We start from the raw sequence: 25,412 nt of genomic DNA, 5'->3' as shown, positions 1-25,412 counted from the left end.
GGGTGAAAGGGTCCTGGATTCCATGAGTTCTGACGGTGCTCCCGAAGGCGCCCGGTTCCCCGTGTCCCACACCTGGTTCAGAACCGGCCCGACGCATTCCGCCGCCGGCACCGGCCTGTGGCGTCCCGACGACCGGGTCGCCGTCCTGTTCCTCGGCCACGCGGCGCTGCTCGCGGACCTCTTGCGGGCGCCCTCGGGATGCGGTGACGTCGTCAACGGCGAGTGCCGCGTGGACGATTCCCTTCTCGAGGCGTTCTGCTCCGCCGCGCTGGCCGAGTACGGCGCGACGGAGCAGGGAATCCAGCGCACGCTGACCGTGGGGCTCATCGCCACGGCCCTTGTCCTGCTGGACCGCGCCGGACGGCCCGTGCCCGGCTCGGTCGTCCCCGAACAGCAGGCCGCCTGGGCCGCCCTGCGCGATCAGCACTCCGCCGTCATGCCGCGCTGAGGGGGTGCGCGACGGCACATCGCCACCGCGGCGCGGGGTTCAGTCGGTGAGGGTGCCGGCGGAGAGGTTGACGGTGGTGGCGGTGAGGGAGGCGGCCCGGTCCGATGCCAGGAACGCCGCGGTCTCGGCCACTTGGGAGAGGGTGGGCAGGCGCTTGAGGAGGGTGCCTTCGGCCATGGCGCCGCCTTCGAGGAGATCGCGGACGGACTGGCCGGCGCCCGCGGCGAGCGGCTGGAAGAGCTCTTCGGTGTAGGAGCCGGCGGCGGGGGCGTCGACGACGGCGTGGGGGCGGATGCCGACCACGCGGATGTCGCGGGGAGCCAGTTCCGCGGCCAGCACCCGGGTGAAGGCCTCCTTGCCGGCAGCGCTCACGCTGTGGCCGAGGATGCCGCCCACGGCCAGTTTGGACCCGGGCTCGGACAGCGTCAGGATGACGCCGGGGCGGTCACCGCCCATGTGGCGCGCCACGGCCTTGCTCGTGATGAAGAGCGACCGCAGGAAGCCGTCGACCGGGCGCATGAACTCCTCGAGCGACAGGTCCGCCAGTGTCGTTCCCTGGTCGTGCATGACGCTCACGGCGTTCAGGGCGATGTCGATGCCGCCGGCCGTCGTCGCGACCTCGTCGGCGTGCCGGTCGACCGCCTCCTGGTCGAAGACGTCGACCTGCGCGGTCTCGGCCTTGCCGCCCGCGTCGGCGATGTCGCCCGCCACGGCGTCCAGCTTCTCCTGCGTCCGCCCGGCGATGAAGACCCGCGCGCCCTCCCGGGCGAACACCCTGGCCACGGCACCGCCGATGGCGCCTCCGCCGCCGTAGATGACGGCGGTCTTGTCGTTCAGCAGCAATCCACTCATGACAGTCCTCCAAAGGTGCGCGGCGCCCGGTCGGTCAGCTGTCCTGGCGCCGCTGGATCTGTTCCGCGATGCGCTTGATCCGGTTGAGGCGCGCGTCCCAGCTCTTGCCGACCTCGCTGAGCTGCCGGACGGCGCGGGCGAGTTGGGCCTCGTCGACCTCGTAGCGCCGTTCGCGGCCCATCGGCGTCGCGTGGACGAGGCCGGCGCGGTCGAGCACGCCCAGGTGCTTGGTGACGGCCTGGCGCGAGATCGGGAGGCGGTCGCTCAGGCTGGTGGGCGTGCCGGTGCCCTGGGCGAGCAGCAGGTCGAGCAGGCGGCGCCGCGTCGGGTCGCCGATCGCCGACCAGAGCTCGTCGTCGACGGCGACGGTCATCGCGGCACCACGGTCGGGGCGTAGTCCCGCAGCCGGGGCAGGAACAGGTCCCAGCCGCGCTCGTGGTCGTGGAAGGCCTCCTCCAGCACGGCGGCCTCCCAGCCCTTCTCCCGCCAGCCGCTCTCGGTCAGGCGCAGCATCGTGCCGTCGCCGGAGGGCTCCAGCTCGAAGGTGACCAGGAGGGAGTTGCCGGAGTCCGGCACCTCGCCGTCGGGGGCGATCCACCGGAACGAGAACCTGTGCGGCGGGTCCACGTCGACCACGGTGATCGCGGCGACCTCGGCCCGGTCGCCCCACACCAGCTCGCCGACCTCACCCGGCGCGGGCTCGAGCGACGCGTCGTCGGACCACCACATCCTGATGTGCTCGGGGCGGCTCACCACGTCGAACACGACCGCGGGGGCCGCGGCGACGTGGATCTCCCGCTCCAGCTTTCCGTACTCCACACCGCACCTCCGATGAGCAACCTTCTGTTGCGTATCAGCCTGCCACGAGGCAGTGCGATGCGCAACTTATCGTTGCGTAAGGTGGGGCGTGCCCGCGGCCCTGGCGCGGTGGACGTGCGAAGGCCGGCCGCCCCAGGGAAGGGACGTCCGGCCGGAGTCGCGTGATGGGCGCGGGGTCAGTGCGCGGCGAGCAGGTCGAGGGTGTCCACGACGCGGTTGGAGAAGCCCCACTCGTTGTCGTACCAGGCGACGACCTTGACGTGGCGGCCGTCGACGCGGGTCAGGGCGGAGTCGAAGATCGACGACGCGGGGTTGCCGGTGATGTCCGACGAGACGAGGGCGTCCTCGGAGTACTCCAGGACGCCGGCCAGCGGGCCCTCGGCCGCGGCGCGGTACGCGGCCAGCACCTCGTCGCGCGTCACGTCCCGGGCGACCGTCGTGTTGAGCTCGACGATCGAGCCCACCGGCACCGGCACACGGATCGAGTCGCCCGACAGCCTGCCGTCGAGGTTCGGCAGCACCAGGCCGATCGCCTTCGCGGCACCGGTCGTCGTCGGCACGATGTTGACCCCGGCGGCACGCGCCCGGCGGGGGTCGCGGTGCGGGCCGTCCTGGAGGTTCTGCTCCTGGGTGTAGGCGTGCACGGTCGTCATGAACCCGTGCTCGATGCCCGCGAGGTCGTCGAGCACCGCTGCGAGCGGCGCGAGCGCGTTCGTGGTGCAGGAGGCGTTGGAGACGATCGTGTGCGCGGCGAGGTCGTACGCGCCGGTGTTCACGCCGTAGGCGAGCGTGACGTCCGCGCCGTCCGCGGGGGCGCTCACCAGCACCTTGGCGGCGCCCGCCGTCAGGTGCGCGCCGGCCGCCTTGGCGGAGGTGAACCGGCCGGTGGACTCCAGCACGATGTCGACGCCGAGTTCGGCCCACGGCAGCTGCGCCGGCTCCCGCTCGGCGAGGACCTTGATCCGGCGGCCGTCGACGACGAGCGTGTCGCCGTCGGCGCTGACCGGGCGGCCGAGACGGCCGGCCGTGGTGTCGAAGGCGAGCAGCCGCGCGAGGGCGGCGGGCTCGGTGAGGTCGTTCACGGCCACGACCTCGAGGTCGCTGTCGCGCTCCAGCAGGACGCGCAGCACGTTGCGCCCGATGCGGCCGAATCCGTTGATGGCGATGCGAGTCATGAATGTGTCCCTTCGGTGTCGCCACCAGACTCGCGCGCGGCGCGGGCGAGCGGCCACGGCGCGAGCGCCACGGTTCGCAAGGATCCCGCCAAGCTCCGGGCGGACGCTGCCGGCACCCGAAGGTTTCCGGCCGGTACGTGGCCGGACCTGCGAGATCGGGGTCGCGGGCGACGCGGGGCGGGACGGGTTCCCTGGGGGTCCGCGCGTGCTCCGACGGGGTCGCGGATGGGGTGGGGCGGGACGGATTTCCTGGGGTCCGCGCGTGGCATTACGGGGGCGCGGCAGGGGCTACTCGCCGCTGGTGAACGTGCGCCGGTACTCGCTCGGCGTCGTGCCGAGGATGCGCTGGAAGTGCAGCCGCAGGTTCGCGCCCGTGCCGAGACCGACCTCCGTGGCGATCTGCTCGATGCCGCGTTCCGAGCGCTCCAGCAGCTCGCGCGCCATGTCGATCCGGGCGCGCATGACCCACTGCATCGGGGTGTATCCGGTGTCCTCGACGAAGCGACGGGAGAACGTCCGCGGCGACACCGCGGCGTGGCGGGCCAGCACCTCCAGGGTGAGGGGCTCGCCGAGCCGGTGCAGGGCCCATTCGCGGGTGGCGGCGAAGCGTTCGCCCAGCGGTTCCGGGACGCTGCGCGGCACGTACTGGGCCTGGCCTCCGCTGCGGTACGGGGCCGCGACCAGGCGGCGTGCGGCGTGGTTGGAGGCCGCCACCCCGAGCACGCCGCGCAGGATGTGCAGGCACAGGTCGATGCCCGAGGCCGCGCCGGCCGACGTCAGCACGCTGCCCTCGTCCACGAACAGCACGTTCTCGTCGACCCGGATCTGGGGGTACCGGGCCGCCAGCGCCCGCGTGTAGTGCCAGTGCGTGGTGGCGCGCCGGCCGTCGAGCAGGCCGGTCGCGGCGAGGGCGAACGCGCCGGTGGAGATGGCCGCGAGCCGGGCGCCGCCGGCGTGCGCCGCGAGGAGCGCGTCGACCACGGTCCGCGGTGGGTCCTCGCGGTCGGGGAAACGGTAGCCCGGGATGAAGACGATGTCGGCCCACGCGAGCGTGTCGAGGCCGTGCGCCACGTGGTACGACAGGCCGTCGCCGCCCGTGACGAGGCCCGGCTCCGCACCGCACACCCGCACCTCGAACGGCATGCTCGCGCGGGTCGTGAACACCTGCGCGGGAATGCCGACGTCGAGCGGCTTCGCCCCTTCCAGCACGAGGACGGCGGCGCGATGCAGACGGGAGGGCGGCGGCACGCCACGAGCCTACGCGGACGCCGGCGGCACGGGCCGCGGCCGACGCGGCGCGCGAGCGGGAACGCCCCCGGAGGGGGCCGGGGGTGTTTGGGCGTGGTGCGGGCGGGCCAGGCGTGGTCCGGGCGCTCGGGCGTGGTGCGGGCGGGCCGGGAGTGCGGCGGGTGGAGCGGGGTGCGGGGCCGACGCGCGGCGGACGCCGGGTGGGTCAGGGGTGCCCGAATTCGGGGGACTTGGCGCGCATGGGGACCCCGCGCATCGCCTGGACGAGCACCACCGCGGCGCCCGCGGTCACGCACTGGTCGGCGAGGTTGAACACGCCGGAGTGGCCGACCTGGATGAAGTCCAGGACCGCGCCGCGGCCGAAGCCCGGGGTGCGGAACAGACGGTCGGTGAGGTTGCCGCCGGCGCCCGCGAAGATCAGGCCGAGGCCGACGGCCCAGCCGGGACGCTGCACCGACCGCGCGACCCGGGCGATGAACGCGACGACGCCCAGCGCGAGGACGGTGAACACGAGGGTGGCGTGGGGCGCGAAGGAGCCGGCCGCGCCCGAGTTGCGCAGGGCGGTGAACGTCACGGCGCCGCCGAGCGCGTGCACCGGGTCATGGCCCTCGACGGTCACCGCGGCGATCGCCTTCGTGCTCTGGTCGACGGCGAGTCCCGCCGCGGCCGTCGCCCACAGCAGAGCCGTCCGCCGTCCGGCCGCGGCCGACACCGGTACAGCCGTCGACACCGGTACAGCTGCCGGAGCCGGGACCGTGGCTGGAGCCGCAGCCGCAGCAGGTCCGGACGACGATGACGAGCCCGCGGCCGTCCCGTCACTCGCCGCCGCCGAGAGGTCCGCCTCCGCCTCCGCCTGCGACGTCGACGTCGACGCCGGCGCCGTTCGCCCCGCTCCCCGCCGCGCCGTCGCGCGCACGGCGCGTGCCGCACGCGCAGCACGCGCTCCCCTGATCGTTCGCACGCCCACCTCCGGGTCCTTGCCCCGTCCCCCGTCGAGCGTACGCGGCGGCCGCGGTGAACCGCGGAGCGCCCGCGGCATCCCGTCAGGCAGGCGGGCCGGGTCCCCGCCGGGCGGCGTCCACCCGTGGGTGGAGAGCCGGCCCCCTCTCCGGATCAACCCGTGGCTTGATCCGCTGACCTGCGAGTTTCTCTAGATTTGAGGGCGTTGGGAATCATCGGCTCACGCTTCGGAGGCGTCCGTCATGTCCGGTCTCGTCAATGCCCTGGTGATCGTCGCGGTCATCGGCGTGGTGATCGTGCGGCAGGTCAGGCCGCGGCGCGTCGCCACGGGCGGCCGCTGGTGGCTGCTGCCGGTCGTGCTGGCCGTGGTCGCGGTGCGGGACGGCGGGTTGATCGACGGCGCGCACCGGGACGCCTCCATAGCCCTGCTCGGTGCCGAGCTGGCGGTGGGCGCCGTCATGGGCCTGGCGTGGGCGGGCACCACCCGGATGTGGACCGGCACGGACGGCGCGGTCTGGGCCCAGGGCACCAGGGCCACGATCGCCGTGTGGGTGCTCGGCATCGCGATACGCGTCGGCCTGTACGCGGCAGCCGCCGGGACGGGCATCCACCAGCACACCGGCTCACTGCTGCTGGCCGTCGCCGGAACGTTGCTGGTACGGGGCGGTGTGCTGGTGCTGCGGGCCCAGCGCGGGCACGCGTCGTACCCTGCGGTCTCATGACGGGTTGGACGACCTGGCCGTCGCGGGAGGCACTGTCCCGGGCCGGCCGCTCGCAGGCGCGGCGCGGCGTCGGCCGCGGCGTGCGCGTGATCCTGGCGGGTGCGGCCGTGTGGGGTGTCACCGCGCGGGGCGGGCTCGGCGCGTGGGAGACGTTCGGCGCGGTCATCGGGGTGCTCGTCGCCTTCGCCGTGGTGTGGGCGTACTTCCGGACGACGCTGCGGCACCTGCTGTGGCCGTCCGTCGGCCTGATGCTGCTGCTGATGGCCGGGGGAGTGGTCTCCCACGCGCTGGGCGGGGACGTGGCCGGCAGCATCCTGTGGTGCGGGTGCACGATCCTGTCGGTCCAGCGGCTGCCGCTGGCGGCGGCGGCTCCCCTCGCGGCCGGGTCGCTGACCGGGTTCGGGCTGCTCGGCGGCGGGGGCAACTGGCTGGTGGTCACGCTCACCGCGCTCGGCCTGGTGCTCGGCGGCTACACGATGCGGCTGGACGCCGAGGCGCGCGGCAGCACGCAGCGGATGCTGGCCCAGGAGAGGGCCGCCCGGGCGGCCGAGGCCGAGTCGGCCACGCTGGCCGAACGGGCCAGGATCGCGCGGGAGATACACGACGTGCTCGCGCACAGCCTGTCGGCGCAGACCGTGCACCTGGAGGCGACGCGGCTGCTCGTCGAGCGGGGCGCGGACCGGGAGATGGTCCTGGAGCGGATCGTGGCCGCCCGGCGGATGGCCCGCGAGGGGCTGGCCGAGACGCGGCAGGCGCTGTCGGCGCTGCGCGGCGAGATGGCGCCGGTGGAGGAGTTCCTGCGGGAGCTGATCGCGGCGGAGGGGGCGCGGCTGGAGGTGAAGGGGGAGTCCCGCGGGCTGGCGCCCGAGGCGGGGCTGGCGGTGCGCAGGGTGGCGCAGGAGGCCATGACCAACGTGCGCAAGCACGCGCCTGGGGCCAGGGTCGCGCTGCGGCTGGAGTACCGCCCCGAAGAGGTGGAGTTGGAGTTCCGGGACTACGGCGGCAAGACGCCTGTGGACAACTCTCTGGGGGCGTCCGGCGCAGGCTACGGTCTTCGGGGGATGCGGGAGCGCGCCGAACTGCTGGGCGGCGCGCTGGACGCCGGACCGGTGGAGGAGGGCTTCGTGGTGCGCCTGCGGGTGCCCGCATGACGCGGGTGGTGGTCGCGGACGATCAGACGATCGTTCGCGAGGGGATCGTGATGCTGCTGGGGCTGCTGCCCGACATCGACGTGGTCGGGGCGGCGGCGGACGGAGAGGAGGCGGTGCGGCTGGTGGCGGAACAGCGGCCGGACGTGGTGCTGATGGACCTGAGGATGCCGCGCTGCGACGGCGTGGAGGCGACCCGGCGGATCCGGGCCGAGCACCCGGGCACGCAGGTGGTGGTGCTCACCACCTACGCGGACGACGGCGACCTGTTCCCGGCGCTGCGGGCCGGGGCGCGGGGGTATCTGACGAAGGACGCGGGCGGGGACGAGATCGCCCGGGCCATCGCGGACGTCACCGCCGGCGGCGCGGGTCTGTCGCCCGCGGTGCAGAGCCGGGTGCTGGACGCGCTGTCCGCGGGCGGCCGACTGCCGGGCAGGCCGGGGGAGACGGCCTCCCGCGAACTGCCGGACGGGCTGACGGCGCGAGAGGCGGAGGTGCTGGCACTGGTGGCGGACGGGCTGTCCAACACGGAGATCGCCGGGCGGCTGCACGTGAGCATGGCGACGGTCAAGACACACATCAACAACCTGTTCGCGAAGACCGGCGTCCGGGACCGCGCGCAGGCCGTCGGTTACGCCTACCGGCACGGCATCACCTGATGAGGTGAAGGTATCGGCTTGTTGGACCTGGATCTTCCCGCTCTGTCCATGATTGGGCGCATCGGCCGGCCGGCCGGTGGAACGAGGAGAGCTCGGTGGACAACGACGACGGGGGCGACCAGGGGCCGCTGCGGATGGACGACCCCTGGCACGACGCGGCCGGGACCGGCCTGTGGGTGCCGGAGCAGCAGGCCGCCCCGCGGCCGCCGCACCCCGAGGCGGAGCCGGCCGCGGACGGTCGGGCGTCGGCCTACCTGGAGGTGCAGGACAGCGCGGCGTTCCGTGAGGTGCGCGACCGCTACCGGCGGTTCGTCTTCCCGATGACCGCGGCGTTCCTGCTCTGGTACCTGCTGTACCTGGTGGCGGCGACGACCGCACCGCGCCTGATGGCCCATCAGGTGGGCGGCGGGCTCAATGTGGCGATGGTCGCGGGGCTGGCGCAGTTCGCCACGACGTTCCTGCTGACGTGGGCGTACGCCCGGCACGCGCGGACGCGGCGGGACCGGCTGGCACTGGACCTGCGGTGGTCGCTGGCCACGAGGACGGGGCAGGAGCGGGTGCGTTGAGGGGCGGGGGGCCGCTGCTCGCGCAGGCGGCCGGGGAGCGGCACGGGCTGGCGGTGCTGCTGTTCACCGTGTTCGTGACGGCGACGCTGGCGATCACGGTGTGGGCGGGACGGCGGCGGAGCTCGTCGGAGGAGTTCTTCGCGGGCGGGCGGCTGTTCACGCCCATGGAGAACGGCTTCGCGATCGCCGGGGACTATATGTCCGCGGCGTCGTTCCTCGGCATCTCGGGACTGATCGCGCTGTTCGGGTACGACGGGCTGCTGTACTCGGTGGGCTTCCTCGTGGCGTGGCTCGTCGTGCTGATGCTGGTGGCCGAACTCGTCCGCAACTGCGGGCGGTACACGCTGGCCGACGTGCTGGCCGCGCGGATGCGCCGCCGGCCGGTGCGGATCGCCGCCGGTACCGCCTCGGTCACCGTGTCGATCCTGTACCTGGTGGCGCAGATGGTCGGCGCGGGCAGCCTGGTCGGGGTGCTGCTCGGCGGCAGCGACAGCGGGACGGCCCGCACGTGGACGGTGGTGGGCGTCGGCGCGCTGATGGTGGTCTACGTGTCGTTCGGCGGGATGCGGGCCACCACCTGGATCCAGATCGTCAAGACCGTGCTGCTCATCGGCGGGACGATCGCGCTGACCGTACTGGTCCTGCTGCGCTTCCACGGTGACTTCGGGCGATTGCTGAACACGGCGGCGGATCACAGCGGCCACGGACGGGCGTTCCTGGACCCGGGGCTCAAGTACGGCGGGAGCTGGACCAGCCGGCTGGACTTCATCAGTCTCGGTCTGGCACTGGTGCTCGGCACCGCGGGACTGCCGCACATCCTGTCGCGCTTCTACACGGTGCCGACCGCGCGCTCCGCCCGCCGGTCGGTGGTCTGGGCGATCGGGCTGATCGGGGTGTTCTACCTGATGACGATCGTGCTCGGGTTCGGCGCGGCCGCCGTCGTGGGTTCGGACACGGTGCGCGACTCCAACGCCGCGGGCAACACGGCGGTCCCGCTGCTCGCGGAGGCGCTGGGCGGTGGCGCCGGCACCACCGGCGGCACGGTGCTGTTCGCCGTGGTGGGTGCCGTGGCGTTCGCGACGATCCTGGCGGTGGTCGCGGGCATCACCCTGGCCTCCTCGGCGTCGGTGGCGCACGACCTGTACGCCACCTGGCGCCGGGCCAAGGTGGCCGCCGGCGAGAAGAAGCCCTCCGCGGAAGCCGAGTTGGGGCACGGAGAGGTGCGGGTCGCGCGGTTCGCCGCGGTCGGCATCGGCGCGGTCGCCATCGCGCTGAGCCTGCTCGCGCAGGACCAGAACGTGGCCTTCCTGGTCGGCCTGGCCTTCGCGGTGGCCGCCTCCGCGAACCTCCCGGCGCTGCTGTACTCGCTGTTCTGGCACCGTTTCACCACCCGCGGCGCCGTCTGGTCGGTGTACGGGGGCCTGGTGCCCGCGCTGGTGCTGGTGGTGCTCTCGCCGGTGGTGTCGGGGCGGCCGGACGCGCTGCTGTCCGGCGTGGACTTCCACGTCTTCCCGCTGGAGAACCCCGGGCTGGTGTCCATCCCGCTGGGCTTCCTGGCCGGCTGGCTCGGCACCGTCACCTCGCGCGAGCCCGCCGACGAGGCCACCTACGCGGAGACCGAGGTGCGCTCCCTCACCGGCGCCGGCGCCGCCTGAGGCCCCCGCACGCCGCACGCGGGACGGGCTCCGCCGGCTCAGGCCGGCGGGGCCCACGCGTACAGGTGCTCCGGGCGCCCCGTGTCCCCGTACTTCAGGGTCAGCCGTACCCGCCCGGCCTCCTCCAGATGCTTGAGGTAGCGCTGCGCGGTGGACCGGCTGAGCCCCGCCCGCTCCGCGACCTCGTGCGCCGACAGCGCGCCGGCCGCCTCCCGCAGCACCCGGCGGATCAGCTCCGCGGTCGGCGCCGAGTGCCCCTTGGGCAGTGACGCCGGGGAGGCGGCCGCGCTGCGCAGTGCCCCGAAGATCCGGTCGACCTGCTCCTGCCCGGCCTCGCCGCCGCCCCCGCCGGCCACGCCGTCCACGGTGCGGCGCAGCGCCGCGTAGCCGTCGAGCTTGGCCCGCAGGCCCGCGAAGCCGAAGGGCTTGACCAGGTACTGCAGGGCGCCGAGCCGCATCGCGGCCTGGACCGTCGCCACGTCCCTGGCGGCCGTCACCATGATCACGTCGGCGTGGTGGCCGAGCTGGCGCATCCGGCGGACGAGCGTCAGGCCCGTCTCGTCCGGCAGGTAGTGGTCGAGCAGCACCAGGTCGACGCGGGTGCGCTCCAGGGTGGCGAGGGCGTGCGCCGCGGTGTGGGCGCGGGCCGCCACCCGGAAGCCCGGGACCTTGGCCACGTACGCCGAGTTGATCTCGGCGACGCGGAAGTCGTCGTCCACGACCAGGACCTCGATCATCGCGCCCCTCCCGGCACGGCCGCGGTCAGCTCCGCGGCGAACTCCTCCGACGCCAGCGCCTCGGGGAGCACCACGGTGAACACCGCGCCGCCGCCCGCCCGGGCGCCGACCCGCGCCATTCCGCCGAACCGCTCGGCCAGCCGCCGCACCAGCGCCAGGCCCAGGCCCCGCCCGCGGTGCGCCGGGGACTGCTTGGTGCTCCAGCCCTCGGTGAAGATCCGCTCCCGCAGCTCCGGCGGAACCCCCGGGCCGTCGTCGCTCACCCGCAGCACCAGCGTGGTGCGCTCCGCCCGCAGCTCCACCTCGACCGCCGAGGCAGCCGCGTCGAGCGCGTTGTCGATCAGGTTGCCCAGCACCGTCACCAGGTCCCGCGGGTCGACCACCCGGTCCGGCAGCCAGGTGGCCTGCGAGATCCGCAACGTCACCCCGCGCTCCGCGGCGATCGCCGCCTTCCCGACCAGCAGCGCCGACAGCAGCGGTACGTGCACCCGGTCGGCGACCTCCTCCGCGGAGGCGCGCTGCGTGTCGGCGACCTCCGCGACGTACTCCGCGGCCGCGTCGGTCAGGCCCAGCTCCAGCAGGCCCAGCACGGTGTGCAGCCGGTTGGCGTGCTCGTGGTCCTGCGCGCGCAGCGCGTCCAGCAGGCCGTGCGTGGAGTCCAGCTCCCGCCCGAGGAGTTCGAGTTCCGTGCGGTCCCGCAGAGTGACCACGGCGCCCCCGTCCTCGGTCGGCATCCGGTTCGCGACCAGCACCCGGCCCTCGCTGACGGTCAGCAGGTCGGCGCCCTCGGCCTGGCCGGCGAGCACGTCGGCGGTCCGCCCGGGCGGCAGCAGCTCGCCCAGCGGACGCCCGGCCGCGTCCCCGTCCAGGCCCAGCAGCCGCTGCGCCTCGTCGTTGACCAGCCGCACCCTGCCCTGCGGGTCGAGGGCCACGACCCCCTCGCGGATGCCGTGCAGCATCGCCTCCCGCTCGTCCAGCAGCGCGGAGATGTCCGCGAACGCCAGCCCGTGAGTGGCGCGCTGCAGCCGCCGCGACGCCCAGTAGGCGGCGAGGGTGCCGACCGCGAGCGCCGCGCCCGCGTACATCAGCACGCTGGGCACGATCGCGACCAGCCGGTTGCGCACGTTGCTGTACTGGATGCCGACCGAGACGGCGCCGATGATGCGGTCGTCCGCGTCGCGCAGCGGGACCTTCCCCCGCGCGCTGCGCCCCAGCGTCCCGCTGTCGATCTGCATCACGTCCCGGCCGTTCAGCGCCTCGCGGGGGTCGGTCGAGACGACGTGGCCGATCTGGAAGGTGTCGGTGTGGGACCAGCGGGTGCCCTGGGTGTTCATGACCACCACGTAGAGCGCGTGGGTCCTGCTCCGGACACGTTCGGCCTCCGCCTGCACCGGGCCGTCGGGCGTCGGACGCGTGGACACCAGCTCCCGGGCGATCTGCGGATCCGCGGCCACGCTCTGCGCGATGGCCAGCGCGCGCTGTTCCGCCTGCTGGTCGATCTCGTGGGCCAGCGGCGCGAGGAACAGGCCCGCGGTCAGCGTGGTCACGCCCGTGGTGATCGCCACCTGCATCAGCAGGACCTGCGCCGAGACACGGCGCGGCCATCCCATCCGCATGACGCTGCCCTCCGACTCCGGTACCCGTCGGACTCGCCCGCCGCCCGATATGCGCTGTCACGTCCGGTACGGCCTTCCGCAGCCCCCGCATGCGCCGACGTCCGTGTCGTCAACGCAACGTAAACGCTGGAGCGCCGGATGGGCAGAGTCCGTTTCGCTTTCGTTGTCCTGCGGCGAGCAAAACGAGCAGAACACCGCTCTGTGGGCAGAAGGGGCCGAGCGCTCACAAGGCTGTCGGCACCCGGTGTGACGCTCCTAACGTCCCCCGGCATGACCAGCAACACGAGCCCCGCCATCGAGCTGCGGGGGGCGGGAAAGGCGTTCCGGACTCCGTCCGGGGCGCTGCACACCGCCGTACGGGATCTGGACCTGACCGTGGAACGCGGTGAGTTCGTCGCCGTCGTCGGCCCCACCGGATGCGGCAAGTCGACCACGCTGACGCTCGTCAGCGGCCTGGAGGAGCCCACCGAGGGCGAGGTCCTGGTCGGCGGCGAGCCGGTGCACGGCATCGGCGGCGACGTCGGCTTCGTCTTCCAGCAGGACGCCGTCTTCCCCTGGCGCACGGTGCTGTCCAACGTCATGGCGGGCCCGCGGTTCCGCGGCGTCCCCAAGACCGAGGCCCGGGAGCGGGCCCGCGACTGGCTGGCCCGGGTGGGCCTGTCCGCCTTCGAGGACCGCTACCCGCACCAGCTGTCCGGCGGACAGCGCAAGCGCGTCGCGCTCGCCGCGACCTTCGTCAACGACCCGAAGATCCTGCTCATGGACGAGCCGTTCTCCGCGCTCGACGTGCAGACCCGGGCGCTGATGTCCGACCAGCTGCTCGACCTGTGGGCGGGCACCGGATCCTCGGTCGTCTTCGTCACCCACGACCTGGAGGAGTCGATCGCCCTCGCCGACAAGGTCGTCGTCATGACGGCCGGACCGGCCACCGTCAAGGAGGTCTTCACCATCGACCTGCCCCGCCCCCGCAAGGTCGAGGAGGTCCGGCTGGAGCCGCGGTTCCTGGAGATCTACCGCGAGATCTGGTCGTCGCTCGGCGAAGAGGTCCGCATCACTCGTGAAAGGGGCGCGGGACATGCCGCCTGAGTCCGTATCCCTGCCGGCCGCCGGCACCCTGGCGAAGCCGACCGACGCCGCCGAGCGCAGCAGGACGCGGGCCCGCGCCGTCCGCCGGCGTGTCCTGACCGTCAACGGAACGCGGCTACTCGTCCTGGTCGTCTTCCTCGGCGTGTGGGAGTGGTTCTCCCGGACCGGCGTCATCGACCCGTTCAACTTCTCCATGCCCTCGCAGATCTGGGACCAGATCACCACCTGGATCATGCACGGCACCGCCCAGGGCTCGCTCGGCGAGCAGGTCTGGACCACCCTCCAGGAAGCCGTGTACGGGTGGGTGATCGGCGTCGCCACCGGCGTGCTGCTGGGCATCGCCCTCGGCCGGGTGCGTTTCCTGGCCGACGTGTTCGGTCCCTACGTGAAGGTCCTCAACGCCATGCCGCGCATCGTGCTGGCGCCGATCTTCCTCATCTGGTTCGGCCTCGGACCGGCCTCCAAGGTCGCCTCCGCGGTCGTGCTGGTCTTCTTCCCGGTGTTCTTCAACGCCTTCCAGGGCGCCCGCGAGGTCGACCGCAACCTGGTGTCCAACGCCCGCATCCTGGGTGCGAGCAACCGCAAGGTCACCTTCCAGGTGGTCATCCCGTCCGCCACCTCGTGGATCTTCACCAGCCTGCACGTCAGCTTCGGCTTCGCGCTGATCGGCGCGATCGTCGGCGAGTACATCGGCGCCACCAAGGGTCTCGGCCTGATGGTCTCCACCGCCCAGGGCACCTTCAACTCGGCCGGCGTCTACGCGGCCATGGTGATCCTCGCGGTCGTCGCGCTGATCGCCGAGGGCCTGCTCACCTTCCTGGAGAAGCGGCTCTTCCGCTGGAAGCCCGCCGACCCCGGCGCCCGCTGACCCCGGCGCCCGCCGACCTCGGCGCCCGCTGAGACGCGCCCGCCGCGCCCGATCATCGGCACCCGCCGCGCCACGCGGCTTCCGCCGCGGCGCGGACCCCAACGCTCCCACCACCTCACAAGGACGTGACCCCATGCGCACCCGTACCACGACGACGATCGCCCTCGCCGGCGCCCTCGCCCTGACCACCCTCACCGCGTGCGCGAACGACGCCGCCACGAGCTCCGGTTCGGGCTCCGACGCCGCGGCGCCGGCCGACTCCGGCGGTGTCGCCAAGGACGGCACCAAGGTGAAGATCATGGTGGGCGGCCTCGACAAGGTCATCTACCTGCCGGCCATGCTCGCCCAGCGGCTCGGCTACTTCGGCGCCGAGGGCCTGGACGTGACGCTGATGACCGAGCCCGCGGGTGTGGACGCCACCACCGCACTCGTCTCCGGCGACGTCCAGGGCGCGGTCGGCTTCTACGACCACACCCTCGACCTGCAGACGAAGCACAAGAGTGTCGAGTCCGTGGTGCAGTTCGCCCAGGCGCCCGGCGAGGTCGAGGTCGTGTCCGACAAGGCGGCCGGCTCCATCACGTCGGCCAAGGACTTCAAGGGCAAGCGCCTGGGCGTGACGGGTCTCGGCTCCTCCACCGACTTCCTCACCAAGTACCTGGCCGTCCACAACGGCCTCAAGGTCGGGGACTTCACCCCGATCGCGGCCGGCGCCGGCCAGACCTTCATCGCCGCGATGCAGCAGGGCTCCATCCACGCCGGTATGACCACGGACCCGACCGTCGCGCAGATCCTCGACAAGGGCATCGGCAAGGTGCTGTACGACATGCGCACCCCCGACGGCTCGCGCCAGGCGCTCGGCGGCCTGTACCCGTCGTCCAGCCTGTACATGAACACCGACTGGGTGAACGGCCACAAGGACACCGTCCAGAAGCTGGCCAACGCCTTCGTGAAGACCCTGCGCTGGATGTCCTCCCACTCCCCGGAGGAGATCGCCGCGAAGATGCCGGCCGACTACGCGCACGGCGGCGCCACGCTCTACGCGCAGGCCATCAAGGCCACGCTGCCGATGTTCACCACCGACGGCGTGATGCCGGCGGACGGCCCGAAGACGGTGGAGAACGTCCTCAAGGCGTTCAACCCGAACCTGCGGAACGCCACGGTGGACCTGGAGAAGACCTACACCACGGAGTTCGTCAAGAACGTGAAGTAGCGTCAGCGAGCACGCGGCGGCACTTCCGCGGCCCCGGCGACCGGCTCGACACCCGTGACCTCCATCCGGGCCGGTGTGCCGAGGGCCGCGCCGCAGCTTTCGGGGCGCGGCGGCTCCGAGACCGTGCGGGTCACGGCCACCCGCCACGCGCGGCCGTCGCGGTGCCGGACCGGCACGGACCAGGTGTCCGGGGTCAGCGGCTCGGCCGGACCGACGGACAGCGCGTCGGCCCGCTCCTCCCCGGTCAGGTCCCGGACCGCGAGGTCGGCGGCCTGGCCGGGGCGCTCCCACGCGGACCGGCCGCGGCAGCCGGTCAGCACGACCCGGCCGGCCGCGACCGCCGTCAGGACGTCCTTGGCGTGGTGGCCGTCGACCCTGCCGTAGGCGTAGCCGTGCGGCAGCACCAGCATCGTCGGCGCGAAACGGTGGCCGCCGAGGTGGGTGACCTCCCAGACGTCGTTGCCGCCGGAACGGGCGAGCTCGTCGGCGAGCGGGCGGCCCTGGACCGCGCAGCAGCGGTCGCGCCGTCCGTTGGTGCACACCAGGGCCAGCGGCGGTCCCACGTAGGGGGTGCCCCATCCGTCATGGGTGCCGGCGCCGAGCGCCGCGAAGTCCAGGGCGGTGAGTTCGGCGGGGTCGTCCAGCCAGGCGGTGCGGATCCACGGGTCATGCGGGGCGGTGTGCGCAAGGAGCACGCGGTGGCGGGTGGGGCGGTGCAGGTCCGCGTGGCGGCCCGGGCGGCGGATCAGCGCCGGGCGGACGCCGCTGCCGTCGGTCAGCCGCTCCAGGTCGCGGCCGACCGCGGCGTTGAGGTGACTGGCCCGCAGGGCCTTCGCGCCCCACGGTCCCGGCTGCTCGATCAGCAGCCACGTCGGGGCGACGGCCGCGGTGGCGGCGAGGGGTTCGGCGAGGGTCGCCGAGGCGGCGGAGCAGGTGGTGACGTCGGGGCTCACGTGCCGAGCCTAGCCGGACGCCTCCGAGGTCCCGCTCTCCGGCAGGTTCCCGGCAGCGCTCCGGCCCCCGGGCCGCCGGGGGCACCTCCCGGACGGAGTCCGGGGACCACCCCGCGGCGCCGGCGGGCACCCTTCCCCCGCCGGGCGTCGAGCCGGCGAGGGAAGGGCGGGGGGATCAGATGGGGCCGGCGATGGAGGTGATGGGCTTGGCGAGGGGAACGCCGGAGCCGTCGCGGCGGGGGTCCTTCGGGGGAAGGTCCGCGGGGGCGCCGGTGGAGGTGGCGGCGCGGGCCGGGGTGGCACCCGCCCAGGCCAGGGCCAGGCCGTCCTCGCCGCGCAGGAACCGCTGGCAGCGCACGCCGCCGGTGGCCCGGCCCTTGCGCGGGTACTGGTCGAACGGGGTGAGCTTCGCCGTCCCCTGGGTCGCGCCGTCGAGCGTGCCGTCGCTGCGGGCGATGGTGAGCACCACCGCGTCCACGCCCGGGTCGACCGCGGTGAAGGAGATCACCTTGGCGCCGTCGGCGAGCTTGATGCCCGCCATGCCGCCGGCCGGCCGGCCCTGCGGCCGCACCTGGGACGCCGGGTAGCGCAGCAGCTGCGCGTCGTCCGTGATGAAGACCAGGTCCTCGTCGCCGGTGCGCAGCTCCACCGCACCGACCACGGTGTCGCCGTCCTTGAGACCGATGACCTCCAGGTCGTCCTTGTTCGCCGGGTAGTCCGGCACGACGCGCTTGACCACGCCCTGCGCGGTGCCCAGGGCGAGTCCGGGCGAGGACTCGTCGAGCGTGGTCAGGCACAGCGCGTGCTCGCCGTCCTCCAGGGACAGGAACTCGGCCAGCGGCGCGCCCCCGGCCAGCGCCGGGGCGCCCGCCGTGTCGGGCAGCTTCGGCAGGTCGATCACGGTGAGCCGCAGCAGCCGGCCCAGCGACGTGACGACGCCGACGTCCGCCCGGGCCGTCGTCGGCACCGCGGACACGATCACGTCGTGCTTGGCGCGCCTGCCCTCGCCGGTGTCGACCTCCTCGCCGGAGGTGGTGCGGGCGAGCAGGCCGGTGGAGGAGAGCAGCACGCGGCACGGGTCGTCGGCGACCTCCAGCGGCACCGCGGCCGTCGGGGCGTCCGGCGACTCCAGCAGGACCGTGCGGCGCTCGGTGCCGTACTGCTTGGCCACCGCGGCCAGTTCGGCCGACACCAGCTTGCGCAGCTCCGCGTCGGAGTCCAGGATCCGGGTCAGCTCGGCGATCTCCGCGTTCAGCCGGTCCCGCTCCGACTCCAGCTCGATGCGGTCGAACCGGGTGAGGCGGCGCAGCGGCGTGTCGAGGATGTACTGGGTCTGCACGTCGCTCAGGCCGAAGCGCTCCATCAGGCGCTCCTTGGCCTGCGCGGCGTTCTCGCTGGCCCGGATGATGGCGATGACCTCGTCGATGTCGACCAGGGCCACCAGTAGGCCGTCGACCAGGTGCAGCCGGTCGCGGCGCTTGGTGCGGCGGAACTCGCTGCGGCGCCGCACCACGCTGAAGCGGTGGTCGACGTAGACCTCGAGCAGTTCCTTCAGACCCAGCGTCAGCGGCTGGCCGTCGACCAGGGCCACGTTGTTGATGCCGAAGGAGTCCTCCATCGGCGTCAGCTTGTAGAGCTGCTCCAGCACCGCCTCGGGGTTGAAGCCGTTCTTGATCTCGATGACCAGGCGCAGGCCGTGGGCGCGGTCGGTGAGGTCCTTGACGTCGGCGATGCCCTGGAGCTTCTTCGCGCCGACCATGTCCTTGATCTTGGAGATCACCTTCTCCGGACCGACGTTGAACGGCAGTTCGGTGACCACCAGGCCCTTGCGGCGGGCGGTGACGTCCTCGACGGAGACGGTGGCGCGCATCTTGAAGGTGCCGCGGCCCGACTCGTAGGCGTCCCTGATGCCGGACAGGCCGATGACCCGGCCGCCGGTCGGCAGGTCGGGGCCCGGCACGTAGCGCATCAGCGCGTCGAGGTCGGCGTTGGGGTACCGGATGAGGTGGCGGGCGGCGGCGATGACCTCGCCGAGGTTGTGCGGCGGCATGTTGGTGGCCATGCCGACCGCGATCCCGGACGCGCCGTTGACCAGGAGGTTGGGGTAGGCCGACGGCAGGACGGAGGGCTCGCGCTCCTGGCCGTCGTAGTTCGGCGCGAAGTCGACGGTGTCCTCGTCGATCGACTCGACCATCAGCTGCGCCGGGCCGGACATCCGGGCCTCGGTGTACCGCATGGCGGCGGGCATGTCGTCGAGCGAGCCGAAGTTGCCGTGGCCGTCGACCAGCGGGAGGCGCTGCGAGAACGGCTGCGCCATGCGGACCATCGCGTCGTAGATCGACGAGTCGCCGTGCGGGTGCAGCTTGCCCATCACCTCGCCCACGACGCGGGCGCACTTGACGTACCCGCGCTCGGGACGCAGGCCCATCTCGTTCATCTGGTAGACGATGCGCCGGTGCACGGGCTTCATGCCGTCCCGGGCGTCGGGCAGGGCGCGCGAGTAGATCACCGAGTAGGCGTATTCGAGATACGAGCCCTGCATCTCGTCGACCACGTCGATGTCGAGGATGCGCTCCTCGAAACCGTCGTCGGGAGGCGGGGTCTTCGTCGTGCGGCGGGCCATCTCGGCGGCGCTCCTTGTCTGGTTGCCTTCCGGAACAGGTCCGGATCCTTCGGGTGGACCGGTGAGCTGACGCGGACCATTGTGGCCCGCGCTACCGACAGCGCGGACGACGACCCGTCCCGATCGTGCCCGTGCGCCGCCGGCCGGCGGTCCCCGGCGCCTGTCGCGGGCGGGAACTTCGCCGATCGGCGGCACGCTTGCCTAGAGTGGCAGCACTCTACGCAGTCACGCAGCAGCGATCGGAAGGACAGCTTGCCCATGGGTCACACGGCCTCCCCGGAGGCACACTCCAGCGGCCTGACAGCCACCGAGCACCGCCTGGCGAACGGGCTGCGGGTGGTGCTCTCCGAGGACCACCTCACGCCGGTCGCGGCCGTGTGCCTCTGGTACGACGTCGGTTCACGCCACGAGGTCAAGGGCCGCACGGGCCTGGCGCACCTCTTCGAGCACCTGATGTTCCAGGGCTCGGCGAGCGTACAGGGCAACGGCCACTTCGAGCTGGTCCAGGCGGCCGGTGGCTCGCTCAACGGCACCACGAGCTTCGAGCGGACCAACTACTTCGAGACGATGCCCGCCCACCAGGTCGAGCTGGCCCTGTGGCTGGAGGCCGACCGGATGGGCAGCCTGCTGACCGCGCTGGACCAGGAGAGCCTGGACAACCAGCGGGACGTGGTGAAGAACGAGCGCCGCCAGCGGTACGACAACGTGCCGTACGGCACGGCGTTCGAGCGGCTGACCGCCCTCGCCTACCCCGAGCCGCACCCGTACCACCACACGCCGATCGGCTCGATGGCCGACCTGGACGCCGCGTCGCTGGAGGACGCCCGGGCCTTCTTCAGCACGTACTACGCACCCGGCAACGCGGTGCTCTCGGTCGTCGGCGACATCGACCCGGCGCGGACGCTGGCCTGGATCGAGCGGTACTTCGGCAGCATCCCCGCGCACGACGGCAAGCCGCAGCCGCGGGACGGCTCTCTCCCGGTCACCATGGGCGGGCAGTTGCGGGAGGTCGTCGAGGAGGACGTGCCGTCGCGCGCCCTGATGGCGGCGTACCGGCTCCCGGAGGACGGCACCCGCGAGGGTGACGCGGCGGACCTGGCGTTGACGGTGCTGGGAGGGGGCGAGTCGTCCCGCCTGCACAACCGCCTGGTGCGGCGCGACCGCACCGCGGTGACCGCCGGGTTCGGCCTGCTGCGGCTGGCCGGCGCGCCGTCACTGGGCTGGCTGGACATCAAGGCCTCCAGCGGCGTCGAACTGCCGGTCATCGAGGCCGCGGTGGACGAGGAGCTCGCCCGGTTCGCCGAGGAGGGCCCGACCGCCGAGGAGATGGAGCGCGCCCAGGCCCAGCTGGAGCGGGAGTGGCTGGACCGGCTGGCGACGGTCGGCGGCCGCGCCGACGAACTGTGCCGGTTCGCCGTGCTGTTCGGCGACCCGCAGCTGGCGCTCACCGCGGTCGACCGGGTGCTGTCGATCACCGCGGAGGAGGTCAAGGCGGTCGCCCAGGCCCGGCTGCGGCCGGACAACCGCGCGGTGCTCGTCTACGAGCCCACCGGCGCCAGCGCCGAGGCCGAGGAGCAGGACATCGAGCAGCAGGCCGTGGTCGAGGCCGGCGAGCCGGCGGCCGACGACGAGAAGGAGGGCGACCTGTGAGCGACGCACGAGAGGCCGCCGGGGTGCGGCGGACGAGCAACGCGCTGCCGCGCCGGTCGGGCGGAGAAGCGAAGGGAGAGAGCTGTGAGTGAGTCCGCTGCTGTCATGACGTTCCACCCGCAGCCGCAGGCGGGGGAGCCCAAGCCGTGGGCGTTTCCCGAGCCGCGGCGCGGCACCCTGGGCAACGGGCTGACGCTGCTCACCAGCCACCGGCCCGGCCAGCAGGTGATCGCCGTCGAGGTGCTGCTGGACGCGCCGCTGGACGCCGAGCCCGCCGGCCTCGACGGCGTCGGCACCATCATGGCCAGGGCGCTGTCCGAGGGCACCGACCAGCACACCGCCGAGGAGTTCGCGGCGGAGCTGGAGCGCTGCGGTGCCACGCTCGACGCCCACGCCGACCACCCCGGGGTCCGGGTCTCCCTGGAGGTGCCGGCCCGCCGGCTGGACCGGGCGCTGGAGCTGCTCGCCGAGGCGCTGCGCGTCCCCGCCTTCCCCGAGGACGAGGTCAAGCGGCTGGTCGCCAACCGGCTCGACGAGATCCCGCACGAGCTGGCCAACCCGGCGCGCCGCGCGGCGATGGCGCTGTCCAAGGAGCTGTTCCCGGCCGAGCTGCGCTGCTCGCGGCCGCGGCAGGGCACCGAGGAGACCGTCAAGGCCATCGACCGGCAGGCGGTGCGGGCGTTCTACGACGCGCACGTGCGGCCGTCGACGGCGACCGCGGTGGTCGTGGGCGACCTCACCGGCATCGACCTGCCGGCGCTGCTCGACGCCACCCTCGGCCGGTGGACCGGCGGCGCCGGCACGCCGCGGCCGCGTCCCGCGATCACCTCGGACGACTCCGCCCGCGTGGTGATCGTCGACCGCCCGGGCTCGGTGCAGACCCAGCTGCTGATCGGCCGTACCGGACCCGACCGGCAGGACCCGGTGTGGGCCGCGCAGGTCCTCGGCACGTACTGCCTGGGCGGCACCCTGACCTCCCGGCTGGACCGCGTGCTGCGGGAGGAGAAGGGCTACACCTACGGCGTGCGGGCCTTCGCCCAGGTGCTCCTGTCGTCCGCGGACGGCACGGGCGCCGCGCTGCTGGCGATCAGCGGTTCGGTGGCCACCGAGGTGACGGGTCCGGCGCTGGGCGACACCTGGCAGGTCATCCGCACCCTGGCCGCGGGCGGGCTCATGGACGACGAGCGCGACATCGCGGTGCAGAACCTGGTGGGCGTGGCGCCGCTGCGCTACGAGACCGCGGCCGCGGTCGCCGGCACGCTGGCCGACCAGGTCGAGCAGCAGCTGCCCGACGACTACCAGGCCGGGCTGTACGCGCGGCTGGCAGCGACGGGGACGGTGGAGGCGACCGCCGCGGTCGTCAACGCGTTCCCGCTGGACCGGATGGTGGTGGTCCTGGTCGGCGACGCCGCACAGATCGCCGAGCCGGTGCGCGAGCTGGGCATCGGCCCGGTGACCGTCGTGTCCTGACCCTCCCGGACCGCCCGCGAACCCCGGCGCCGCCTCCTGCGCGGCGCCGGGGTTCCGTGCGTCCGGGACCCGTGGGACCTCCCGGCAACCGGGTGGCCGGGCGCGGCCCCCTCAGGTGCCCGGCATGAAGTCCCGTGCTCCGTATATACCGTTGTGCCCGTTTTGACGAGATCGCTCGGCTGTGTGGCGTGCGCTACATATCGCATGATCTGCTTGGTGTTCGCCGGATGGCCCGGATAGCGTCAGCGCTCGCCGTCCTCGCAGCGACGGCGCCGCCCGGCCGTGCCGGGCGCACAACCGCACATCGCCGAGTCCCCGTCCAGGGGAGCCGGGGACCCACCCTCTCGCCGCCCGCAGCGCCGAGGGGTTCCACCCCGGGGTGAATCGGGAGCTCCGCCGCCGTCGGCGAGGGGCGCCCGTAGGAGACCTTCCTGCTCCGAACCCGTCAGCTAACCCGGTAGGCGAGAAGGAAGGAAAGGAGCGACGCCTCCATGGCGTTCCGCGTTCGTCCCGCCCTGCGCGGGAAGCACCGGCGTCGGCGCCCCGGGCGCACCGCCGCCACCCTGGCCGGCGTCGCCGTGCTCGCCGGTGCCTGCGCGTTCGGCGCCAGCGCGCTGGCCGCGCCCGACCACCCCCGGCCGGCCGCCGCCGCTGCCCCCGCCAAGAAGACCGTGCTGAGCCAGGCCGCGTCCGTCACCGGCGCGCTGGCCAACAGCTTCTCCGCGCAGGCCGACGTCCAGCGCGCGGTCGCCAACACCGCTCACGAGCAGGCCGACCAGGCCCGTGCCGAGGCCGCCGCGAAGGCCAAGGCCAAGGCCCAGGCCCAGGCCGAGGCGCGGGCCAAGGCCGCGAAGGCGAAGGCGGCCCAGGCCAAGGCCGCCGCCCAGGCGAAGGCCAAGGCGGCCGCGCAGGCCGCCGCCCGGACCGCGCCGGCCGCCACCGCCACCGCCCCCGCTGCCCAGCCGACGGCGACCGCCGCGGCCGCGGCCGCCGACTCCGGCTGGACCAAGCCGGTCGACGCGCCCATCGGCACCCCGTACCACCAGGCCGGCTCCAACTGGTCCAGCGGCTACCACACCGGCGTCGACTTCCTCGTGGACTCCGGCACCGCGGTGCACGCGGTGGCCGCGGGTGTGGTCGTCTCGGCCGGTGCGGACGGCGCCTACGGCAACGACGTGATCATCAAGCACGCCGACGGGATGTACACGCTCTACGGGCACCTGACGCAGCCGCTGGTGTCGGCCGGGCAGACGGTGACCGAGGGCCAGGAGATCGGCATCTCCGGCGCCACCGGCAACGTCACCGGCCCGCACCTGCACTTCGAGGTGCGCACCACGCCCGACTACGGCTCCGACGTCGACCCGATCGCGTACCTCGCCAAGCACGGCGTCACGGTCTGATCCGTCGACCTGGAACGGCCCGGCCGGCCACCGGCCGGGCCCGCGACGAAGGCCCCGGTCCCTGTCGGCCGGGGCCTTCGCGCGTTGCCTGCGCGCGTCCTGGACCGCCTGCTGCCTCGCCGCCCGGCGGGCCCTCCGCGGCGCCGACCGCACCGTGCTGTCCAAGAACAATCCAAGAATTCTCGCTCCGCTTTCCCGTTTCCCGGTCGGCTGGAATAGAGTCACGGCAGAATACGGGGGAGGGAACGGAGTTCTGCGATGCGGAATCGGACGTGAACGGGGCGGACGGCACGGGGCGGCGTATCTCCGCCCAGGTGGTGTGCACGGCGATCCGCGACGACATCGTCGCGGGATTCTTTCCGCCGGGCAGCCGGCTGACCGAGGAACTGCTCGCGCAGCGCTACGGCGTCTCGCGGGTCCCGGTGCGCGAGGCGCTGCGCACCCTGGAGTCCGAGGGCTTCGTCCGCACCCGCAGGCATGCCGGGGCGTCGGTGGCCGAGCCCACCGAGCAGGAGGCCGCCGACCTGCTGGAGATGCGCGGCCTGCTGGAGCCGCTGGGTGCGGCGCGGGCCGCCCAGCGGCGCACCGAGGGGCACCTGAAGGTGCTGCGCGGCCTGGTCAGGCTGGGCCAGGAACGCGCGGTGCAGGGTCAGTCGGCCGATCTGCCCTCGCTGAGCGGGTGGTTCCACGAGACGCTCGCCCAGGCGTCCGGCAGCCCGACGCTCGCCGCGCTGATCACGCAGCTGCGGCACAAGATCGCCTGGGTGTACGGCGACGCCTCGGAGAGCAGGGTCGGCGACGCCTCGGCCGCCCGGGTCGCCGAGTCCTGGGAGGAGCACGCGGCGATCGTGGACGCGGTCGGGCGCGGTGACGCCGAGCGGGCCCGCAGGCTGGCCGCCGTCCATGTGGAACGGGCTTCGGCGGTGAGGATCCTGAAACATCCCGTCAACGCGGTACGTCGCCGGGCTTAACACCTCGGCCGTATACAGGAGACCGGGAAAAGCAGTTCCGCAATTGCGGAAACAGCGGGACCGGACAATCCGTGGGGGATCGTCCGGTCCGGCTGAATTCCGCTGCCCGTTTTCCGGGCGTGCGTGCGGTGCGGGCGGAAAAGTGCCGCGGATATGCGCGATCCGCGGTTACCCGCCGTGGGTCAGACCGTCTCGGGCAGCTCGTCCAGGCCCTCGGCGACCAGCTTCGCGAGCCGGTCGAGCGCCGCCTCGGCGCCGTCGGCCTCGGAGGTCAGCACGATCTCCTCGCCGCCCCGGGCGCCCAGGCCCAGGACCGCCAGCATCGACGCGGCGTTGACGGGGCTGCCGTCCGCCTTGGCGATGGTCACCGGAACGCCGGCGGCCGTCGCCGCGCGGACGAAGATGGACGCCGGGCGGGCGTGGAGGCCCTCCGCCCAGCCGACGTTGACGCGGCGCTCAACCATGGTGTTGCCCTTCGGATCAGTGACAGTGGTACGAAGTTGTCTAGACCAGTTAAACATGACCGGCGCCGTGCCCCGGACCGCCGGTGCGCTGCCCCCAGCCTGCCTCCAACGC

The 25,412-nt window shown here is 73.5% G+C and carries 24 protein-coding genes and 1 riboswitch; of the genes, 13 read left to right on the top strand and 11 right to left on the bottom strand.

The window, feature by feature from the left end; translation table 11 throughout:
* The first annotated feature begins 22 nt into the window (after positions 1-22).
* Positions 23-448, top strand: a complete 426-nt coding sequence (locus BMW99_RS05625; RefSeq protein ID WP_141726211.1) for a DUF6086 family protein — start codon at positions 23-25, stop codon at positions 446-448.
* Between the two features lie 39 nt (positions 449-487).
* Here BMW99_RS05625 and BMW99_RS05620 read toward each other — a convergent pair whose 3' ends face one another.
* From BMW99_RS05620 to BMW99_RS41195, 6 genes are all read right to left on the bottom strand, one after another.
* The gene (locus tag BMW99_RS05620) at positions 488-1,300 is read right to left on the bottom strand and encodes an SDR family NAD(P)-dependent oxidoreductase (RefSeq protein WP_079138571.1); all 813 of its coding nucleotides are present in this window, start codon (positions 1,298-1,300) and stop codon (positions 488-490) included.
* Between the two features lie 34 nt (positions 1,301-1,334).
* Positions 1,335-1,673 carry an ArsR/SmtB family transcription factor gene (locus tag BMW99_RS05615; protein WP_069464508.1) on the bottom strand — a complete coding sequence of 113 codons (339 nt, stop codon included), beginning with the start codon at positions 1,671-1,673 and terminating at the stop codon, positions 1,335-1,337.
* Entirely contained in the window at positions 1,670-2,119 is a 450-nt protein-coding gene (locus BMW99_RS05610) for an SRPBCC domain-containing protein (RefSeq protein ID WP_069464507.1), read from the bottom strand. Before BMW99_RS05610 ends, BMW99_RS05615 begins: the two co-directional genes overlap by 4 nt.
* Before the next feature lie 176 nt (positions 2,120-2,295).
* The gene (gene gap / locus BMW99_RS05605; protein ID WP_075016335.1) at positions 2,296-3,294 is read right to left on the bottom strand and encodes a type I glyceraldehyde-3-phosphate dehydrogenase; all 999 of its coding nucleotides are present in this window, start codon (positions 3,292-3,294) and stop codon (positions 2,296-2,298) included.
* Positions 3,295-3,582: 288 nt separating this feature from the next.
* Positions 3,583-4,542 carry a GlxA family transcriptional regulator gene (locus tag BMW99_RS05600; RefSeq protein WP_075016334.1) on the bottom strand — a complete coding sequence of 320 codons (960 nt, stop codon included), beginning with the start codon at positions 4,540-4,542 and terminating at the stop codon, positions 3,583-3,585.
* Positions 4,543-4,747: 205 nt separating this feature from the next.
* Positions 4,748-5,272: a signal peptidase II gene (locus tag BMW99_RS41195; protein WP_177226056.1), complete on the bottom strand. Its 525-nt coding sequence runs from the start codon at positions 5,270-5,272 to the stop codon at positions 4,748-4,750.
* A 472-nt stretch (positions 5,273-5,744) separates the two neighbouring features.
* Between BMW99_RS41195 and BMW99_RS05590 the strand changes: the two genes are divergently transcribed.
* The 5 genes from BMW99_RS05590 (at position 5,745) to BMW99_RS05570 (ending at position 10,252) form a co-directional block, all read left to right on the top strand.
* Positions 5,745-6,224 (top strand): DUF1453 family protein, encoded by a 480-nt coding sequence (locus BMW99_RS05590; RefSeq protein WP_069467611.1) that lies wholly within the window; start codon positions 5,745-5,747, stop codon positions 6,222-6,224.
* Entirely contained in the window at positions 6,221-7,375 is a 1,155-nt protein-coding gene (locus BMW99_RS05585) for a sensor histidine kinase (protein WP_069467610.1), read from the top strand. Before BMW99_RS05590 ends, BMW99_RS05585 begins: the two co-directional genes overlap by 4 nt.
* Positions 7,372-8,031 (top strand): response regulator transcription factor, encoded by a 660-nt coding sequence (locus BMW99_RS05580; RefSeq protein ID WP_075016332.1) that lies wholly within the window; start codon positions 7,372-7,374, stop codon positions 8,029-8,031. The genes BMW99_RS05585 and BMW99_RS05580 overlap by 4 nt, the downstream gene beginning before the upstream one ends.
* Before the next feature lie 95 nt (positions 8,032-8,126).
* Positions 8,127-8,597, top strand: a complete 471-nt coding sequence (locus tag BMW99_RS05575; RefSeq protein WP_075016331.1) for a DUF485 domain-containing protein — start codon at positions 8,127-8,129, stop codon at positions 8,595-8,597.
* Positions 8,594-10,252: a solute symporter family protein gene (locus BMW99_RS05570; RefSeq protein ID WP_245791221.1), complete on the top strand. Its 1,659-nt coding sequence runs from the start codon at positions 8,594-8,596 to the stop codon at positions 10,250-10,252. The genes BMW99_RS05575 and BMW99_RS05570 overlap by 4 nt, the downstream gene beginning before the upstream one ends.
* 38 nt (positions 10,253-10,290) lie before the next feature.
* Here the strand turns inward: BMW99_RS05570 and BMW99_RS05565 are convergent, their stop codons facing one another.
* Both BMW99_RS05565 and BMW99_RS05560 read right to left on the bottom strand, forming a co-directional pair.
* On the bottom strand, positions 10,291-10,989 hold the full coding sequence (locus BMW99_RS05565; protein ID WP_069465757.1) for a response regulator: 699 nt from the start codon (positions 10,987-10,989) through the stop codon (positions 10,291-10,293).
* Positions 10,986-12,605 carry an ATP-binding protein gene (locus BMW99_RS05560; RefSeq protein ID WP_069465758.1) on the bottom strand — a complete coding sequence of 540 codons (1,620 nt, stop codon included), beginning with the start codon at positions 12,603-12,605 and terminating at the stop codon, positions 10,986-10,988. The genes BMW99_RS05565 and BMW99_RS05560 overlap by 4 nt, the downstream gene beginning before the upstream one ends.
* Before the next feature lie 270 nt (positions 12,606-12,875).
* Between BMW99_RS05560 and BMW99_RS05555 the strand changes: the two genes are divergently transcribed.
* The 3 genes from BMW99_RS05555 (at position 12,876) to BMW99_RS05545 (ending at position 15,769) form a co-directional block, all read left to right on the top strand.
* Positions 12,876-13,691: an ABC transporter ATP-binding protein gene (locus tag BMW99_RS05555; RefSeq protein ID WP_069465759.1), complete on the top strand. Its 816-nt coding sequence runs from the start codon at positions 12,876-12,878 to the stop codon at positions 13,689-13,691.
* Positions 13,681-14,559 (top strand): ABC transporter permease, encoded by an 879-nt coding sequence (locus BMW99_RS05550; RefSeq protein ID WP_069465760.1) that lies wholly within the window; start codon positions 13,681-13,683, stop codon positions 14,557-14,559. Before BMW99_RS05555 ends, BMW99_RS05550 begins: the two co-directional genes overlap by 11 nt.
* A 133-nt stretch (positions 14,560-14,692) precedes the next feature.
* Complete coding sequence (locus BMW99_RS05545) at positions 14,693-15,769, top strand: ABC transporter substrate-binding protein (RefSeq protein ID WP_069465761.1); 1,077 nt, start codon at positions 14,693-14,695, stop codon at positions 15,767-15,769.
* A gap of 2 nt (positions 15,770-15,771) precedes the next feature.
* Here the strand turns inward: BMW99_RS05545 and BMW99_RS05540 are convergent, their stop codons facing one another.
* Positions 15,772-16,722, bottom strand: coding sequence for a sucrase ferredoxin (locus BMW99_RS05540; protein ID WP_075016330.1), 951 nt, complete (start codon positions 16,720-16,722; stop codon positions 15,772-15,774).
* 175 nt (positions 16,723-16,897) lie between these two features.
* Positions 16,898-19,345 (bottom strand): DNA gyrase/topoisomerase IV subunit A, encoded by a 2,448-nt coding sequence (locus BMW99_RS05535; protein WP_075016329.1) that lies wholly within the window; start codon positions 19,343-19,345, stop codon positions 16,898-16,900.
* A gap of 258 nt (positions 19,346-19,603) precedes the next feature.
* Between BMW99_RS05535 and BMW99_RS05530 the strand changes: the two genes are divergently transcribed.
* The 4 genes from BMW99_RS05530 to BMW99_RS05515 all read left to right on the top strand — a co-directional run bounded on the left by BMW99_RS05530 (position 19,604) and on the right by BMW99_RS05515 (position 24,836).
* Positions 19,604-20,995 carry a M16 family metallopeptidase gene (locus tag BMW99_RS05530; protein WP_069464141.1) on the top strand — a complete coding sequence of 464 codons (1,392 nt, stop codon included), beginning with the start codon at positions 19,604-19,606 and terminating at the stop codon, positions 20,993-20,995.
* A 105-nt stretch (positions 20,996-21,100) separates the two neighbouring features.
* The gene (locus BMW99_RS05525; RefSeq protein WP_079138510.1) at positions 21,101-22,465 is read left to right on the top strand and encodes a M16 family metallopeptidase; all 1,365 of its coding nucleotides are present in this window, start codon (positions 21,101-21,103) and stop codon (positions 22,463-22,465) included.
* A gap of 295 nt (positions 22,466-22,760) precedes the next feature.
* Positions 22,761-22,943, top strand: a riboswitch (cyclic di-AMP (ydaO/yuaA leader).
* 13 nt (positions 22,944-22,956) lie between these two features.
* Positions 22,957-23,865, top strand: a complete 909-nt coding sequence (locus BMW99_RS05520) for a M23 family metallopeptidase (RefSeq protein ID WP_075016328.1) — start codon at positions 22,957-22,959, stop codon at positions 23,863-23,865.
* Positions 23,866-24,137: 272 nt separating this feature from the next.
* Entirely contained in the window at positions 24,138-24,836 is a 699-nt protein-coding gene (locus BMW99_RS05515; protein WP_069464138.1) for a GntR family transcriptional regulator, read from the top strand.
* A gap of 182 nt (positions 24,837-25,018) precedes the next feature.
* Here BMW99_RS05515 and BMW99_RS05510 read toward each other — a convergent pair whose 3' ends face one another.
* Positions 25,019-25,300 (bottom strand): HPr family phosphocarrier protein, encoded by a 282-nt coding sequence (locus BMW99_RS05510; RefSeq protein ID WP_069464137.1) that lies wholly within the window; start codon positions 25,298-25,300, stop codon positions 25,019-25,021.
* Between the last annotated feature and the right edge of the window lie 112 nt (positions 25,301-25,412).

It is taken from the genome of Actinacidiphila rubida, from assembly GCF_900110255.1.
GTDB classification, from domain to species: Bacteria; Actinomycetota; Actinomycetes; order Streptomycetales; family Streptomycetaceae; genus Actinacidiphila; species Actinacidiphila rubida.
Note: the sequence above shows the minus strand (reverse complement) of the source record. Positions and strands in the feature narration are given on the sequence as shown.